Consider the following 17,333-nt stretch of genomic DNA (forward strand, 5'->3'; position numbering starts at 1 on the left):
TTTTTGAGTGAGTTATTATTTGTTTAGGAGGTATCTAGGAATGTTTTAGATGCATACGGGGTTATGGCAGGGTAAATGATGGTTTCCGAGAGCTTTTTTTCCTAGTTCCACATTTCGAGCTTTTTTGCGCTGAAAAAAATTCACTTCGTTATACCTGCTTTTTGGGAGGTGTAAGCACTTTTTGATACTGTATCGTCAAAAAGCCTACGTCATAATCTTCATCAAAGACACTTTTAAATATTTATTATGGAAGTAGAGACTGTAAACTCTCATCGTTAATTTGTTATTAACATGGCAGATCCAAATAGTCACGAATACTTGTCTGATTTTTTCTACCAAACGCCGAACAATTAATTGCTTTTTCCAGTGATCTGGGTACATATATACTATTGTCATTCCGGTATAAGTTATGAAAGATTGACAGAGTTGTGTCAATTCCGATGAGATCTACAATATCAAAAAGATTATATGTTCGCCCCATTCTTCTCATAACTAAATCAATGGCATCTGGTTTATAGCCATAATGTTCTACGAGCTTAAACGCATTACTTATTTCAGCAAACAGTAAAGAATTTCCAATATAACCCGGGTTATCTTTTACGTATACAATATCAAAGCTTGCCTCAACCTTAAGTCTTTTCGTAAGAAAACCCAATTCGGGGCTATTTGTTGCTGTTGTTACACAGAGTTCCACTATTTGGAGGATGAAGATAGGATTAAAAAAATGCATTCCCACTGCATTTTCATAAACCTCGCTAGGCTTAAAAGAAGATGAATTTGTCAAGAACAAGTAATTATTTGGATTGTAGGTTAGACTTGACAAGACATTCTTCTTAACATTAATATCCTCCGGCAAGATGTCATAGGTTATCGCTGGTGGCATAAGAGAAACATCATTAAAAACCGAAAATTCTCCATTTCCAGAAAAGTCAATGACTCGTTTCAGCTTTCTGGTCTCCAACCTAATATATTTATCTGCTGATGCAGGAGAAACACTTCTAGAGTAGATTCTTGTTTTGTATCCGAGCATTACAAACAGAGCGGCGATTTGCTGTCCCATAACTCCAAATCCCAGCAAGTTAATGTCTTCCATAGCTTTTGTGAGATATAACGATTTTTTAGTTTAACTGAGTAATTAAATCATCTCCGTCATTGCCGATTACTTTCCTCATACCTATTACCTGTGCGTCTCGCGGGATTTCCGACTACTATGGAGTTTTCGGGAACGTCTTTATTGACAACAGATCCTATCCCCACAAATGACCGATCACCAACTGACATCTTATTAGTTATAGAAGCATTTGGTGCAATCCAAACACCTTTGCCAATAGTTACACTTCCACCAACTATGGAGCAAGCAGTTAACAGTGTTTTTTCTCCAATAACAACATTATGCGCTATATGAACATGATCATCAACTTTAACATAACTTCCTATGATTGTCTTCTCTAATGTTGCTTTTACAACTGTGCTAAACGCACCAATTTCGACATTATTACCTATTTCGACACTACCAATATGAGGTATGCGAACAGGCGTATTGTCTGCTTCAAAATCAAAGCCGAACCCCTCTTCTCCAATAACTGTATGGGACTTAATCAAGCAGTGGCTACCAATCAAAGTATTATCGCCGATGACAACATGATTGCGAATTTCAGTATTATCCCCAATTCTAACATTCTTACCAATAACGACATACTCTCCAATAGTAACGCCAGATCCTAGTAAAACGCCATCCCCTATAATGGCAGTTTTGGCAATTGTTTCAGAGGGCTTTTCGGCGACAAATCTATTCAAGATTCTCGCAAATTCCAGTCTGGGATTTGACACTAAAATGTGTGAGCATCGTAATTCATGTTCATATTCTGGAACAACTAGAGCCAAAATTTGGCCACAATAATTATTTAACGTATTGGCTAACTCTTGACTATATTTGTTAGCAAACACTAAACTTCCTGTGGCTATATTACTGATTGAGCTAACCTGAGTTATAGTTAAGTTAGTACCATTTAGCTTAAACCCTAGGAAATCAGCTATCTCTTGAGATGTTATACTTTCCATATGCCTTATTTTTATATTTTGTGCAGATGTTATACTAAACAATGTGAATCATGAGATTGTTCCACCCAACTTAGAACGAGTTTTGAATGATTGAACTTGCCATATTTATTAATTGCTTTACTGTAATATGGTTTTAGCTAAACTAATATTTTCGCGTAAGTAAGTCCGGATTTGTCCATTACAATCTTTGATTGCCTGATAAATCTTATCTGATGGGGACATCTCCTTATCCTTCCACCAAACAGGATGAATCAAAATTTGTAGACTACTTTCTTGGAAGTTTTCAATAAACTTTATAGGATCACCAGACCTAAAATTATGGTTACTATCTGAGATATACTTGTGTTTCGCGAAAAGCCTACTATTATAAGTATTAATCAAACCTTGTGGACAAAAGTCGGATCCCAAGATTCCTTGTGGTGGACGGTGAAAGCTAAAACTACTAACCTGGCATTGTAACAAGTCTTCAAGAATTGAAGCTTGTTGTTTAACATGAAGATCAAGCTCACCCATGCTAAGATTCATTTGAGGTACAAAGTGTAATCCAATGTCGTGCCCTAAAGAAATTATCTCTTTCGCTGTGTCTCTATTGAAAGGACTAAATAAATTATAAGTATCGCATTCCAGCATGACGAAATAACTGGAGTTCACCCCTAGTTCTTTTTCCAGCTTTGCCAGTTCTAGTGCGTAAGTTAGGTTTAAGTCAACATCATGCCTCAAATACACTTTCCTATTGTTGTGGGAGTCAACTTGATTGTCGGTAAACCGAACGAAGTTAAACGACTTTCTTTGTAAAACCCACATCATATGTCGGTAGTAGTCATAGGTAAATAGATTCATCGTTTCTCCTAATCTTCTGATTTTTGTCCCAGAATGCTATTTATTTTTTTACTCAGCAACATTCATCAGCTTACTGGCAATTTTACTACTTGATTGCCTGACATCTGCTGGTACTTAACCCCTATGGAATCAATGGCATAACCCTGGGAATCAAACTCCAATACATCCCCATAGGCGCTCATCCAACCGATGATTTTGGCTGGAACCCCAGCTACCATAGCATAAGCAGGAACATCTTTTGTCACCACTGCACCCGCAGCCACGAAAGCACATTCATGGAGAGTGACACCACAAACAATAGTCGCATTAGCACCAATACTCGCTCCCCGTTTCACTAAAGTTTGACGATAATCATCGCTAGTATTACGGGGATATTCACAACGAGGAGTTTTTATATTTGTAAAAACCATACTCGGTCCACAAAAGACATAATCTTCTAAAACTACTCCCTCATACAAGGAAACATTGTTCTGTATTTTGCAATTGTTACCAATAACAACATTATTTGCAACCAACACGTTTTGTCCTAAATTGCAATTATTCCCAATTTTCGCCTTGCCAAATATATGGCAGAAATGCCATATTTTCGTCCCTTCCCCAATTTGGGCACCTTCATCTACATAAGCGGATTCATGGGCAAAGTAATTAACCACGTAATGTCTCCTGAGCTTTTTCCAAAATTTCCACTACCGCTACTCCATTCCATCCATCAGAACGAGGCTTTTTAAGGGTTTGCAAACAGTCTAAAAAATGTTCACATTCGATTTTCAGAGGCTCTGAATTTGCCACATCCACAACTTGACTGCCCTGATCACGGTTATTCAGTTGGCCATCTACACCCTTATGATATACAGTCACTTTTTGAGCAACTTCATCATAAACGAGCATTTCTTGTTCTGTAATTACTGTGGTGCTGCGTAGCAACTCAGGCCAATACCAAGAAGAATGCAAATGAGCAGTTTGCCCGCTCTCAAAGACAATATCAACATGAACATTATCTTCAATTCCCGGTTGTAACATAGCCTGACCGCTGGCTTGCACTCTCGATAGAGTGGGATTACCCAATAAATCCAGGACAACAGATACATCATGGGGTGCAAAAGACCACCAAACGTTTTCTTCCCTACGTACTTTACCCAGCTTGGCTCTTTGGGTGGCAACATGAAGCACTTTCCCGCCTTTCCCTTGGGCTAAGTAATTCCGCATCCAAGTAATAGCAGGTTGATAGAGCAGTAAATGCCCCACCATGAGGATAAGCCCCTGTTGATCAGCATATTCAGCCAGGGCTTTTGCCTCTGGAGTCGTGAGAGTCATGGGCTTTTCGACAAACACATCCTTCCCAGCTGTTAAGGCTGTCATAGCCAACTGGTAGTGGGTGGGGGCGGGAGTTGCTAAAACCACTGCCGAAACATCACTTTCTAAGACAGATGAAAAGTCTGTATAAGTTTTTATTTCTGGATATTTGCTTTCAACTTGCTGGCGTAAATCTGGGTTCATTTCCGCCACCCCGGCCAAAGCACCCAAATTGTAAAAGTTGTGAATCAGATTTTTACCCCAATTCCCAGCCCCCACCACAATTACTTGTCTCATAATAGTGTCACCTTGTCCTTGTCACAGTCTAATTTTCTGGTTACTCCCCGGGTATCCAATACAGCCACAGCATGACTAACCAAGTTATGGTAATCAATATCACTATGATCAGTAGTAATAATTACCAGTTCGTAACTTGCCAAGGTGTTATTATTTAATGGTACGGAATTAAACTTTTGTCCCTGAATATAAATTTCGGGAACAAAGGAGTCGTGATAAGCAATTTCTACCCCATCTTCTAACAATTTATTCATCACATGAATAGCAGGAGATTCTCGCCAGTCGCCTAAGTCCTTTTTATACGCCACACCAAGAATCAATACCTTAGCCCTGCTAGGCGCTACCCCTAATTTATTTAACACCCGACAGGTTTTTTCCCTGACAAACTCTGGCATTCTGCGGTTGATTTCCCCTGCCAAAGCAATAAAATGGGTATCAAAGTTAAATTCCTTCGCCTTCCATTCTAAATAGTGAGGGTCAATGGGGATACAGTGTCCACCTACCCCTGGTCCAGGATAAAAGGGCATAATCCCAAAGGGTTTAGTGTTGGCAGCGTCTAATACTTCCCAGACATCTATACCCATGCGATCACACAATAAAGCCAGTTCATTCACTAAGGCAATATTCACAGCGCGGAAAGTATTTTCAAACACTTTGACCAACTCTGCTGCTTTAGCACTATTTACCGGCACAACATGGTCAATGGTTTGCTCATAAAACAACTTAGCGACTGTCAGAGAATTAGGGTCAGAAGCACCAACAACTTTATTAGTATTCTTGGTGGTATAGCGTTTATTACCAGGGTCTACCCTTTCCGGTGAATGGGCGAGAAAGAAGTCTACTCCTTGTCTAAGTCCTGTCTCCTCTAACAACGGGCGCATAATTTCATCGGTTGTTCCCGGATAAGTCGTAGATTCTAAAGTAACTAATTGCCCCTGTCTCAACCATTTAGCAATGCCTTTAGTGACACCTTCCACATAGCTTAAGTCTGGTGTGAGGTTTTTTGTTAAAGGGGTGGGAACACAAATTACTATTACATCTATTTCTGGTACAACATCAAATCCTGTGACTGCTTTGAGTTTACCATCACTAACTACTTGTTTGAGGTCATCATCTTTGACATCACTAATATAATTATCAGCATCATTTACTCTTTCGGCTCTCACAGGATTTTGCTCAATACCAATCACCTGAAATCCCACCTTTGCTTTTTCCACTGCAAAAGGTAAGCCTACATAACCCAGTCCAATAACACCGACAATAGCTTTGCGGTTAGTTATTTTCTCTTTTATTTGGTCTAAAACTGTCATATTCAGTCGCTTGCGATGTGAGGAGTGTTTTGATACTGATAATTGTGTTGTAAATAGTGGCTATTTACTTCTACAGCTTTTTAAGCAATCTTTTCTTGATAACCCCGTATAGACTATAAATCAAATAGAGGTTTCTCCGTGTGATAATGGTCGTGGGGTATCCCTGGCTGGCTTAAGTAGCCCAAGCAATACCAATAGCTGTTTGTTTATATCTAAGCTAATATAGCTATCCACGCTAGGAAATAGAACAACTCCAGATAGCGCCATAAGTCTTTACCGTATTGTTTTTCTGTTCTAATGTACTTTCTTGGTTTTTACGGCGTTTCAAATGACTCGTTGAACTCCTGAACCTTCATGCAAAGACTTTTTCAGCAACTCCTAGTTATTAATCCAAAAATCTTTGATGTTGTTACCACCGACAACACGAGACTGCTTGAATGTGAACTCACTCACGGAAGGATTACGATGGGGATTAATGACTCCGGTTGCTTGCTGCCAAAGTTCAGTTGGTGCTAATGATAAGTGATATACAGATTCAAGTTTACGGACGTGATACCATTTAGTTTCTTGGCAATCTTCGCACCAAAAAGCCTCTAACCACTCGCCCTCTAAAGGAACTGCGGTTTTGGCTGCGATTAACATCAGAGCTTCTTTTCGTCTTATGCCTTTCTCTTGCAGTTGTCCAGGTCTTTCCGCAAATAAACTGTATTTCTGACTCATGCTATCCATGTAGCAGTTATGTACTGGACAATATATAGCTCTACGCTTAGAACGATTCCGATTTCGGTCACACCTTCTCTGCACTTTGGCCTCCTCAATTTTGATCGAAAAAGATCACTAGAAGGTTGCGGTGGAGGGACTGAGATCAATAAGACCATCAAAGCCCTGCTCCTCATTAAAAATTTAAGTTATTAAATTCTAAAAACTAAGTTTTGTAAGCCTGTGGTAAATTTTATCACATTTGTGCTTATTGAAATATTTTAGGTTATAGATGACAAACTAGAATGTTATAGCACACAAAAATATTGGTTTGCAATAATTGGCTGCGTAAAATTTGATTGTAGATATTTTCGAGATGCTTTGTCTATCAGTTCTGCTAATTTGCGATCGCTATTCAGCAGGCTAATAAATTCAGATTGAGCTATCACCATTTTCAACAGTCACCCCACACTTGCTATCAGCTATCATCTGTCGCAAATAAGAGTATTTTGGACAAATCACGGCTATCGGTCTGCCCGCTGCTAAAGCTGGGTGTAGTTTACTAGGTGCAACCAGGCTTTTCATCCCTGCTTCAACACTCACCAAAGACAGATCGCAAGCTGTCAGATAATAAGGTAGCACTTTTTTTCTTAATAAGGCAGAAACAGAAAATTAGTTCGTCCTAAGTCATTTACCTGCTATATAAAACCTAGACAAAGCTAGACTTTACTTTCTACTTCAACGGGAGCATGGGAGCGGTTATCCCTCAGTAGACTTACACGCCTTAGCCAGACGCGACTTTCTCAAATTAAGATTTGGAAACAGACTACCACTATTAATGCTTGGTTTTCGCGTCGGTAATAGTCTTATTCAATACTTGATATCCTAGTATTATACATCAAGTTGGGATTTTTCTTGGCTAACTTATGTTAATGTTTGTTAACATAAGTATAGTTTTGTCTATAAAATTGTCAACTTAGGACAAGCTCACTGACCACTCCTGACTCCGGACTTCCGACTTCCGACTTCCGACTTTTGATTCCTCGATCTCCTCTTATACTGATGTCCTAACTATAACTGAACGACGTAAATTATCTAATGCTGTGCAAGCACTGAGATGGCGAATGAAAGAGCGATTTTTCATATTTCCAAATTTACACTCATAGCTTGTCACCTCATTTCCTAGACCAGCCATACCAATATACACCAAACCCACAGGTTTTGTAGCAGTACCTCCACTTGGTCCTGCAATTCCAGTAATACTTAATCCCCAGGTAGTTTGGAGAAGATTTCTCACACCTATAGCCATTTGTTCGGCTACTGTAGCACTCACAGCCCCAAACTGATCTAAATCTTCAGGGTTAACCCCCAATAATCTAACTTTCACGGTGTTGTCGTAGGAAATTACCCCACCCCAAAAGTAATCAGAACTGCCAGGAATTTCTGTCAGTATTTGTCCCAATCCCCCACCAGTACAAGATTCTGCTACTGATAAAGTTTCTCCTGAAGATCGCAACAACTCACCAACAACAGAAGCTAAGGTATCATCATCAGCACCGTAATAATCTAAGCCAGCAATTTCCTTGAGTTGCTTTTCCACAGGTGCAATTAATTCCTCTGCTGCTTTTTCATCAGGGGCTTTGGCAGAAATTCGCAGCCTAACTTCTCCCTTGCCAGCGTAAGGAGCTACTGTCGGGTTAGGTAAATTCAAATAAGCAGATACTTTTTCTGCTAAGGCTGATTCACCAATACCCCAAAATTTTAAACTACGACTGTAAATAATTTCCTGCCCCCAACCCTGACTTTTGAGAAAAGGTACTGCTGTATCTGTCCACATTCGGTGCATTTCACTGGGAACACCAGGGAAAGTCAAAATTGTTAATCCTGGACGGGGTTGCCAAATAATACCCGGTGCTGTTCCCGTAGGATTAGGTAAAATTTCTGCTCCTTGGGGAATTAAAGCTTGTTTGCGGTTGCTAGGAGACATTACCCGGCCGCGCTGGGCAAATTTCTGAGTTATATCTTCTAGGATTTCGGCACTTTCTACCAAGGGAACACCGAAAAAGTCCGCAATGGTTTCACAGGTTAAATCATCTGGTGTGGGTCCTAAACCACCGGTGAAAATCAGAATTTGCAATCTGGAAGTGGCAATTTCAATCACTTGTTTGAGTCTTTCGGGATTATCCCCGACTACAGTTTGATAGTAGTGAGGAATGCCTAACTGTGCTAACTGCTGGGCAAGATATTGAGCGTTGCTGTTGAGAATATCTCCTAGCAGTAATTCAGTACCAACACAAATAATTTCTGCACTCATGGGACTGGTGATTGGTGATTGGGGATTGATGATTGGGAAAAATCTGAAACCCAACAAACGCTTGTAAAAGTTGGGTTTCGTTCCTCAACCCAACCTACATGATTTATATGTTATTAGTTGACCGAAAAGTATTGAATTTACAGTTACTAGCCGATACAATTAGGATCCTCTATCACCCATAAAGATTGGAGCGGCTGCTTCTGGTTGGTGCATGAATGCTTTTTAAGCTAGGACAGGTACGGGAATTTCTAGGTGAGGATACAGGGGAAAGCGATCGCACAATGCTGCAACTCGACGACGGCAATCTTCTGCTACTGTTTTAGAATCTGGGGAAAGCAAGCGATCGCTAATAATATTCCCAATTTCTGTAAATTCTGCCACTCCTAAACCCCTTGTGGTCATGGCTGGTGAACCTAATCTCAATCCACTGGTAACAAATGGTGATTCTGGATCAAAAGGCACTGTATTTTTGTTAGCGGTGATATTTACCTCACTCACTAATCTATCTGCTTTTTTACCTGTCATACCCACAGAACGTAAATCTACTAGCATTAAATGATTATCCGTGCCATCTGATACTAATTTCAAACCTCTGTTTTGCAGTTGGGAGGCTAAAGCACGAGCATTTTCAATCACGTGACCAGAATAAGTTGTAAATTCAGGTTTCAATGCTTCCCCAAATGCTACCGCCTTACCAGCTATGACGTGTTCTAATGGTCCGCCTTGAGTACCAGGAAATACTGATTTATCAAACTTTTTACCGAGTTCTGCATCACGGGTTAAAATCAAGCCGCCTCTAGGTCCACGCAAGGTTTTATGGGTGGTTGTTGTGACTACATCACAATAAGGAATGGGGTTAGGATGATGGCCTGTAGCTACTAACCCAGCAATGTGAGCAATATCAGCTAATAAGTAAGCTCCCACTTCATCAGCTATACTACGGAATTTTTCAAAGTCTATGATCCGGGGATAGGCTGAATAACCGCAAATTAACAGTTTAGGACGTTCTTTAAGTGCTAAATCACGAATTTGATCATAATCAAGCTGTTCTGTTTCTTTGCTAACTCCATAGTGACGCACTTGAAACCATTTGCCGGAAACATTCACTGGTGAACCGTGGGTGAGGTGTCCACCATGGGACAAGTCCATCCCCATAATGGTGTCACCGGGTTCTAGTAGGGTGAGGAAGACAGCAAAGTTAGCTTGTGCGCCAGAATGGGGTTGTACGTTGGCATGAGCAGCACCAAATAATTGTTTAGCTCTGTCAATGGCTATTTGTTCAATTTTGTCAACAAATTCACAACCACCATAGTAGCGTTTACCTGGTAAACCTTCGGCGTATTTATTGGTTAATACTGAACCTTGGGCAGCTAGTACAGCAGCGGAAGTAAAGTTTTCACTAGCAATTAATTCTAGGTGATCCCGTTGCCGTTGTAGTTCTTGGTTGATTAAGTCGTTAACAATAGGGTCAGAAGATTTAAGAATGTCTGAGTTGGTCTTGTTCACGGGAATTATCCTTTGATAAAGTTGATAAACTGGTAAAACTGAAGGTTTTGTAGGCAGTACAGCACTTTAATAACAGCGTTATAACTGTCATTTTAATTGCTTTTGAATTTTGACTTCATTATTTAAGCTAAAGGAAGTCAATATTTTCATGTATCAACCAAGGGTTTGTAAATTTCATCTGTGGGATTCTGCCTATAATTAACTAGAAAAATATTCGTATTAATTTTGACTAAGAAAAATTAATATCCAAAATACATAATATACAATAAAACTATATGCAGTTAGCAAACATTTACTATTTTATTTATTTGCTATTTTGTGAGTTCCTGCCTTGATGCCAAAAGGAGCGATGGAGGTATTGCGATGTTAGTTATTGTAACGGATGATCAAATCTTTGCCCCTGAGCAAGTTTGCCAATCTTGTTGGCTTGCTAACAATAGCGGTAAACCCCGTTGGCATGAGGGTAAGCTGCGTTGTGGTCAAGCTGTTCGCAAATTTACAGAACAGCAAGCAGAGCAGTTTGAGTGTATGATGGGTTTCCGACTCGCCAATATAAAATAATCTAATTTATCAGCAATATCAAGCAACTGCGTTATCCTATGGACAAATAGCTATAAAAATTTAGCCATAGGAGAATTTACCATGAATTGGCGCGGCTCTACAACTGTTACTGACCGAATTTTTGCTTGTTTGCCTTATTTACTGCCTCTGATTGAAGTATTTGCCTTTGGTCAGTTTTTACTGCGAGATTTTCCACTGTTAGGAATAGTCTTTTTACCTCTGCTGCCATTGTTAAGAATTTACTATGGTGTCCGTTATGCAGGGCTGATTCTGTTCTTTGCTTTATGGCTATTAGTTGTCAGAAATGACAAAATCGCCCATTTTATTCGTTTCAACACTATGCAAGCGATCATTTTGGATATTGTGGTATTTTTGTGTGGCATCTTGACTGATCTTGTCAAATTCGTCCCTGGTAGTGGTTTTGCTATGCAAACACTGTATACAACCATTTTTATGGGGATAGTTGGGGCTGTAGTTTATTCTGTATTCCAGTCTTTAAATGGCCGTTATGCAGAAATCCCAGCCATTTCTGATGCTGTTTATATGCAGGTGCGTTAGGTTAAATACCAATTTTAGATTTTAGATTTTGGATTTTGGATTAACAGTTTTGAGGATCAGCTGTTCCCAAAATCTCAAACAATAATTATCGTCGGATAACTATGTTTTCCAGGCGGCCAATACCTTCAATTTCCACACGGACGCGATCGCCTATATTTAATAGTCCCACGCCAAAGGGTGTACCTGTTAGCACCACATCCCCTGGTAATAGTGTCATCACCTGACTGATATAAGACACTAAAAAATCTGGGGAAAACACCATCTGATCAATACCAGCAGATTGGACAGGATGGGGATCATCATTCAAAAAGGTTTGTAATCTCGCTCCTGGATTCAATTCTCGCACAATCCAAGGACCTAAAGGGCAAAATGTATCAAAACCTTTGGCTCTTGTCCATTGGGCATCTTTTTTTTGTAAATCTCTGGCTGTAACATCATTGGCAATGGTATAGCCCCAAATTTTGCTTTGGGCTGCCTCTGGTGTACAGTCACTGGTGCGATCGCCTATTACTAATGCTAATTCTCCTTCATAGTCTACCCGTTGTGACTGTGGAGGATATTTGATTTCCATTTCTGAGGCGATAACTGTGGTGGGTGGTTTGAGGAAAATCAGCGGTTCATCGGGTACGGAAGTTCCCATTTCTGCTGCATGGTCAGCATAGTTCTTTCCTACAGCCACAATTTTCGAGGGTGAACAGGGAGCTAGGAGTCTGTATTTGTCCGGTTCTAAAATTAAATCAGTGGGTTGCCCTTCTAACCAAGGTGGAGCGTCCAAAACTTCCACGTTTAGGGATAATTGCAGCAAACCATAGTAAATTTTTCCTTCTTGACTCTTAACTCGCACATAGCGTTGCGCCATAACTTTGATTAATATCCTTAGAGATGCAAATTTCGGCGGATGAGGCTGATGATTTTCATCGAAAACTGGTAAGATTATAATTCCTTGTTGCTTCCGATGTTGATTTTGACCAGTAACTCATCTGTTTTACTTGTATAAATCTATATCAGCAGCCTTTTTTGTCCATAAGGTGACTAAAAATATATGACCACAGTTTACGAGACAATGTACATTCTCCGCCCTGATTTGGGAGATGAGCAGGTAGAACAAGCGGTTACTAAATACCAGAACTTGTTGACTGAACAAGGCGCACAGAATATTGAAATTCAAAATCGTGGGAAGCGTCGTCTGGCTTATGAAATCAACAGACACCGTGACGGCATCTACATCCAATTTAACTACACAGCCCCAGCAGGTGCGATCGCTCCTTTTGAACGTGCTATGAGATTGAGCGAAGAGGTAATTCGCTACTTAACAATCAAGCAGGAAATAAAAGAAGACAAGTCAGATAAAGAAGCTGTAGCTGCTTAAAAAGTTCTGAGTGAGGAATTCTTCGGGGATTCCTCCCATTTAGATAAGTTTACGATTCTAACAGTTGTCAATTTCTCCTAATTGCGATATGTTTTGAATAAAATCATGACGTAAGTGTTTTTTTCATACATATACAGTATAGGAAAGGACATCATAATAAATAGTTTTAAAATATTTTATTTTTGTCCCTAGCACTTACTTACCAAAGTTAATAAAGTTAATATTGTCGCAGTTATTCCTAAGAAATTTAATAAAGTTAATATTGTCGCAGTTATTCCTAAGAAATAAATCGCTGTGAGCCAATCTAACACACCCGAAATCCAAGCACTTTCTACTGAAGTATCGCAGTTGCATCAAGAGTTGCAACTAAGAGACCAATTAGTGCAACAGCTATCTCAAGAACTGTTCCGGCTGGTTAAGGGTAATACTAGCTTTATTCCGCAAAAGGCTGAACCTGAGTATGATTTGAGTCAGTTAGATGCTTTAAAGGAACAACTCCAAGCTGTGGAAGAGCAAGTAACGTTTTACCAAGAGCAAATTGCCTCTCGTGACTCGGAAATTTACCAATTACGACAGTCAGTTCAAGAATTGACTGATCGCAGTCGGATGTTAGAGCAAGTAGTACAAGAATTACCACAAATTTACCGTCGTAAGTTTGAGGAAAGAATGACTCCAGTCAGGGAGAAAGTGGCAATGTTACAAAGAGAAAATCGTCAACTACAAGCTGAACTACAAAGTGTAAGTTATCGGTTAGCACTCAAAACTCGCCACTCAAGTCATAGTGGTATAGATTTGCCAAACTTTTCTAGTCCTATATCTGGACAGGAAAATATATCTACTCCGCAAAATGTTTAGACGGATATGGTAATTTAGAAGCTTATATTCAGATTACAGCAGATTGCAGATACATTAGGTACAGAATCTAAATTGAAACCTATACACTAAGCTAGTTTTACTCCTGACTCCTGACTCCTGCTGTAATTGTCTGATTAATTAGGGGTTGCTGAGAAAGTCTTTCCGTGAAGACAGGGAACTCTTAACAGCGAACAGGGAACAGTTTCAGCTATCTGTCATCCCCAAATTTTTGGGTTTGCGATCCCCAAAATGCACGGTTTTTCAGGTATACCCTTCAAAACCCTTGCACTTTTTTCCTCTTTATCAACCTGTAACCCTTGATATATCTGGGTTTTACATTTATTCAGCAAGCCCTAATTATTTTTTTAAAGCAAGTAGTTTATTGCTAAAATTAATTGCTATTCGGACTTTTTCTCAGGTTTTATCAATTTGTATCGCCTAGCGGCCAAACCTCTAGTCAACCTAGTAATATTTTGCAGGTGCAATAGAGATTCAGCTTGCTAGAGCGAGAATTTAAAGGGTGATTATATCCAGTAATGTGCTGTCAATATGACAAGCGAAAAAATATTCTTAAATTGGCTATTTTTCCTAAGAAAAGCCGAGAATTTAGCCTACTGTCACCAGACTTTGCTTATTGAGATGAGAAAATATATCTTCGCAATCGTTAACTATCTCAAACACTGAATCTAGGTGAGTAAGTTCCAATACTAATCTTACAGGAGCTTGCACGTTGCAAAGAACTAAGCGACAACCGCTTTCGCGTACAGCTTTCAGTGCTTGAACTAGGGGAACTAAACCAGAGCTATCCATGAATTCAACTTCTGCGAGATCGATAACCCAAAGTTGATCAGGTTGAGGTTTTACTCCAGCCATCTTTTCACTCAAGGCTGTACCAACCTGTAAGTCTATGCTTCCTTGAGGTTTGAACAAAATCACTTGGCGTTCTTGTGTAAGAGTCATGAATTTAACTGGGTAGTTGAACAGGGCAGTTGAAATGTTCAGAAAATGGAAATTATATCAATCAAGATTGAGTGTCAACAGTGTAAATACTGTTTTTTCTTAGTCAGACAGGACTTAATGCAATTATAGTCGATATCTATGGAACTGCTACAGGAATCATGACAAACGAGAGTATAAAATTTGATAGATATTCCCAATATAGTCATAAATGACTGTGGATTTCGGTAGCCAATTTAACTGTTATTATTTTCTTATAATTTGTGTGTATTTTTATAACTTTTTAATAATTACATTTCAGAAATGTACATAATATCATGTCTATTTCTAGAGTTATCATATATTTACGTGCAGGAAATACGGAAGAAGACAATTTTGATTACAAGAGATTAACCTGAAATTATAGGTAGAAGAAATTGAAAAAAACCAAATGGTGAAAAGCAATGATCAGGTTTTTGTGATTATGGCCGTCAATAATGAATTACCAATTATTTGACAGCCTAACTCCAGACAAGCCAAAATATAGTAAAAGTAAAAATTTGTAAAGTCGGCGGTGCTGGATGTCTTTTGAGCTATTTTCACTAGAAAACATCCAAGAATTTGCTCAATCTTACGGTTATTGGGCTATTTTTTTGGGAATTTTGCTAGAGAATTTGGGCATTCCTCTTCCTGGTGAAACCGTGACTTTAGTGGGCGGTTTCTTAGCTGGTAGTGACGAGCTTAATTACTGGCTGGTTCTGGGTGATGCTGTTACAGGTGCTGTAATAGGCGGTACTTTCGGCTATTGGATTGGTAGGGTTGGTGGTTGGCCGTTCCTGTTACAAGTGGGAAAGATATTCCGCATATCTGAAACCCGACTGCTGAGTATTAAAGATCAATTTAGTGAAAATGCTGCTAAAGCTGTATTTTTTGGTCGTTTTTTCGCATTATTGAGAATTTTTGCGGCTCCACTTGCGGGTATTGCCGAAATGTCCTTTGGTAAATTCCTGGTATATAACTTAGCAGGAGCTTCTGCCTGGGCTGGTGTCATGGTGACTTTAGCTTTCTTTGCTGGCAGAATTGTTTCCCTAGAACAATTAGTAGCTTGGGTAAGTCAATTTGCAATTTTGGCTTTACTTATTCTAGTTGCTGTAATTGTTGTGCCTATTTGGTGGGAATCACGCCAAGTTAAGCATTTGGGGGAATAGGAGATTCAATTTTGGATTTTGGATTTTGGATTTTGGATTGGTTAATTTCAATCTAAAATCTAAAATCTAAAATTTCTGTCACCAGTCCCCAGTCACCAGTCAATACTGTTCGGTTAAGGATTTTTGTAGATTTTTGTAGGTTGGGTTGAACGAAGTGAAAACCAACAAACCCTTGTAAATGTTGGGTTTCGTTCCTCAACCCAACCTACGTTATTTCGTTGTTTTGGGCTTAACCGAAAAGTATTGAGTCACCAGTCACTTAAGACTGCGCCCAAATGCGGGTAGGTAGTCCCCAGACGTAAATAAAGCCTTCTGCGGCTTTGTGATCAAATTGATCTTCTGCTCCGTAGGTGGCTAAGTCGGGAGTATAAAGGGTGTTATCGCTCCAACGTCCTACTATGGTGGCGTTGCCTTTAAACAGTTTTAACCGCACAACACCCGAAACTCTTTCTTGTGTTTGTTGAATAAAAGCATCAACAGCGGCTTTAAGTGGACTGTACCAAAGTCCGTTGTATACTAATTTGGTATAGGTTTCTTCAATACCCCGTTTGTATTGAGTAACATCTGCTGTTAAAGTTAGGCTTTCTAAATCACGATGGGCATTAATTAACACCACCATTGCAGGTGATTCGTATATTTCCCGTGATTTAATGCCTACTAGGCGGTTTTCAATCATGTCAATGCGCCCAATACCGTGATTGCCGAAGATGGTATTGAGTTCTTGAATTAATTGTACTGGTGCTTTTGATGTACCGTTGATGGTGGTGGGAATGCCTTTGGTAAAGCCAATTTCCAAATATTCCGGTTCATTGGGAGTATCAGCTATGGCTTTAGTCATTTCATAAATTTCTTCTGGGGGTTCGTTGGCTGGATCTTCCAAAGTACCAGCTTCGATACTGCGACCAAGTAAATTTTTGTCAATACTGAAGGGAGAGGATTTTTTTACGGGTGCGGGAATACCAAACTGCTCACCATAAGCAATAGTTTCTTCCCGACTCATTCCCCATTCTCTAGCAGGTGCAAGAATTTTTAAGTTGGGGTTTAGTGCTGTACAGGAAACATCAAAACGTACTTGATCATTACCTTTACCAGTACAACCGTGAGCGATCGCATCCGCACCATATTTTTCGGCTGTTTCTACTAATACCTTAGCTATCAAAGGTCTAGCTAATGCAGTTCCTAGAGGATAACGATTTTCATAGAGTGCATTGGCTTGAATTGCGGGAAATGCGTAATCTTGGACAAAGCTATCTTTGACATCCGCTACTAGAGATTCACTTGCACCAGATTTTAAAGCTTTTTCTCGTACTGGTTCTAATTCATCTCCCTGACCTAAATCTGCGGCTAGGGTGATTACCTCTTCAACTCCCCATTCTTCTTTAAGGTAGGGGATGCAAACAGAAGTATCTACTCCACCAGAATATGCTAAGACAACCTTTTTGGCGCGACCCATTAGTTTCTCCACTTAGGAAAACAAACAATGAGTCATTATTATATCTAAACTTAACCATGTATAGTTTTTTAAT

Annotated in this window: 17 protein-coding genes and 2 pseudogenes; 5 read left to right on the plus strand and 14 right to left on the minus strand. The window is 39.5% G+C overall.

Annotation, left to right across the window (positions count from 1 at the left end; genetic code table 11):
• Positions 1–286 precede the first annotated feature (286 nt).
• The 11 genes and pseudogenes from K2F26_RS13105 to glyA form a co-directional block, all read right to left on the minus strand.
• A complete protein-coding gene (locus tag K2F26_RS13105) occupies positions 287–1,093 on the minus strand; it encodes a 3-hydroxyacyl-CoA dehydrogenase NAD-binding domain-containing protein (RefSeq protein WP_220608183.1) in 807 nt (268 codons plus the stop codon).
• Between the two features lie 56 nt (positions 1,094–1,149).
• The gene (locus tag K2F26_RS13110) at positions 1,150–2,061 is read right to left on the minus strand and encodes a DapH/DapD/GlmU-related protein (protein ID WP_220608184.1); all 912 of its coding nucleotides are present in this window, start codon (positions 2,059–2,061) and stop codon (positions 1,150–1,152) included.
• A 117-nt stretch (positions 2,062–2,178) separates the two neighbouring features.
• A complete protein-coding gene (locus tag K2F26_RS13115; protein ID WP_220608185.1) occupies positions 2,179–2,901 on the minus strand; it encodes a polysaccharide deacetylase family protein in 723 nt (240 codons plus the stop codon).
• Between the two features lie 65 nt (positions 2,902–2,966).
• Entirely contained in the window at positions 2,967–3,554 is a 588-nt protein-coding gene (locus K2F26_RS13120; RefSeq protein ID WP_220608186.1) for an acyltransferase, read from the minus strand.
• Positions 3,547–4,491 (minus strand): Gfo/Idh/MocA family protein, encoded by a 945-nt coding sequence (locus K2F26_RS13125; RefSeq protein WP_220608187.1) that lies wholly within the window; start codon positions 4,489–4,491, stop codon positions 3,547–3,549. The genes K2F26_RS13120 and K2F26_RS13125 overlap by 8 nt, the downstream gene beginning before the upstream one ends.
• Positions 4,488–5,801, minus strand: coding sequence for a nucleotide sugar dehydrogenase (locus tag K2F26_RS13130; protein WP_220608188.1), 1,314 nt, complete (start codon positions 5,799–5,801; stop codon positions 4,488–4,490). The genes K2F26_RS13125 and K2F26_RS13130 overlap by 4 nt, the downstream gene beginning before the upstream one ends.
• Before the next feature lie 178 nt (positions 5,802–5,979).
• Positions 5,980–6,100, minus strand: a pseudogene (locus K2F26_RS24780) (ABC transporter permease); the annotation flags it as partial.
• A gap of 79 nt (positions 6,101–6,179) precedes the next feature.
• Entirely contained in the window at positions 6,180–6,605 is a 426-nt protein-coding gene (locus K2F26_RS13135; RefSeq protein ID WP_220608189.1) for a hypothetical protein, read from the minus strand.
• A gap of 203 nt (positions 6,606–6,808) precedes the next feature.
• Positions 6,809–7,195, minus strand: a pseudogene (locus tag K2F26_RS13140) (glycosyltransferase WbuB); the annotation flags it as partial.
• A 359-nt stretch (positions 7,196–7,554) separates the two neighbouring features.
• Positions 7,555–8,814, minus strand: a complete 1,260-nt coding sequence (locus tag K2F26_RS13145) for a competence/damage-inducible protein A (RefSeq protein WP_220608190.1) — start codon at positions 8,812–8,814, stop codon at positions 7,555–7,557.
• Positions 8,815–9,036: 222 nt separating this feature from the next.
• A complete protein-coding gene (gene glyA / locus K2F26_RS13150) occupies positions 9,037–10,320 on the minus strand; it encodes a serine hydroxymethyltransferase (RefSeq protein WP_220608191.1) in 1,284 nt (427 codons plus the stop codon).
• Positions 10,321–10,683: 363 nt separating this feature from the next.
• Between glyA and K2F26_RS13155 the strand changes: the two genes are divergently transcribed.
• A complete protein-coding gene (locus K2F26_RS13155; protein ID WP_194059761.1) occupies positions 10,684–10,881 on the plus strand; it encodes a hypothetical protein in 198 nt (65 codons plus the stop codon).
• A gap of 81 nt (positions 10,882–10,962) precedes the next feature.
• Positions 10,963–11,439, plus strand: a complete 477-nt coding sequence (locus K2F26_RS13160; RefSeq protein ID WP_220608192.1) for a Tic20 family protein — start codon at positions 10,963–10,965, stop codon at positions 11,437–11,439.
• 85 nt (positions 11,440–11,524) lie between these two features.
• On the opposite strand, the gene K2F26_RS13165 is transcribed toward K2F26_RS13160, so the two are convergent.
• Positions 11,525–12,298: a fumarylacetoacetate hydrolase family protein gene (locus tag K2F26_RS13165; protein WP_220608193.1), complete on the minus strand. Its 774-nt coding sequence runs from the start codon at positions 12,296–12,298 to the stop codon at positions 11,525–11,527.
• Between the two features lie 183 nt (positions 12,299–12,481).
• Here K2F26_RS13165 and rpsF point away from each other — a divergent pair, with 183 nt between their 5' ends.
• Both rpsF and K2F26_RS13175 read left to right on the plus strand, forming a co-directional pair.
• Positions 12,482–12,808 (plus strand): 30S ribosomal protein S6, encoded by a 327-nt coding sequence (rpsF, locus tag K2F26_RS13170; RefSeq protein ID WP_194059758.1) that lies wholly within the window; start codon positions 12,482–12,484, stop codon positions 12,806–12,808.
• 294 nt (positions 12,809–13,102) lie between these two features.
• The gene (locus tag K2F26_RS13175; RefSeq protein WP_194059757.1) at positions 13,103–13,663 is read left to right on the plus strand and encodes an Npun_F5560 family protein; all 561 of its coding nucleotides are present in this window, start codon (positions 13,103–13,105) and stop codon (positions 13,661–13,663) included.
• A 606-nt stretch (positions 13,664–14,269) separates the two neighbouring features.
• On the opposite strand, the gene K2F26_RS13180 is transcribed toward K2F26_RS13175, so the two are convergent.
• The gene (locus K2F26_RS13180) at positions 14,270–14,623 is read right to left on the minus strand and encodes an STAS domain-containing protein (protein ID WP_194059756.1); all 354 of its coding nucleotides are present in this window, start codon (positions 14,621–14,623) and stop codon (positions 14,270–14,272) included.
• Positions 14,624–15,180: 557 nt separating this feature from the next.
• On the opposite strand from K2F26_RS13180, the gene K2F26_RS13185 reads away from it, so the two are divergent.
• Positions 15,181–15,807 carry a DedA family protein gene (locus K2F26_RS13185; protein ID WP_096569393.1) on the plus strand — a complete coding sequence of 209 codons (627 nt, stop codon included), beginning with the start codon at positions 15,181–15,183 and terminating at the stop codon, positions 15,805–15,807.
• A 259-nt stretch (positions 15,808–16,066) separates the two neighbouring features.
• Here the strand turns inward: K2F26_RS13185 and K2F26_RS13190 are convergent, their stop codons facing one another.
• On the minus strand, positions 16,067–17,260 hold the full coding sequence (locus tag K2F26_RS13190) for an argininosuccinate synthase (protein WP_220608194.1): 1,194 nt from the start codon (positions 17,258–17,260) through the stop codon (positions 16,067–16,069).
• Positions 17,261–17,333: the final 73 nt, after the last annotated feature.

Source organism: Sphaerospermopsis torques-reginae ITEP-024, assembly GCF_019598945.1.
Taxonomy (GTDB): domain Bacteria; phylum Cyanobacteriota; class Cyanobacteriia; order Cyanobacteriales; family Nostocaceae; genus Sphaerospermopsis.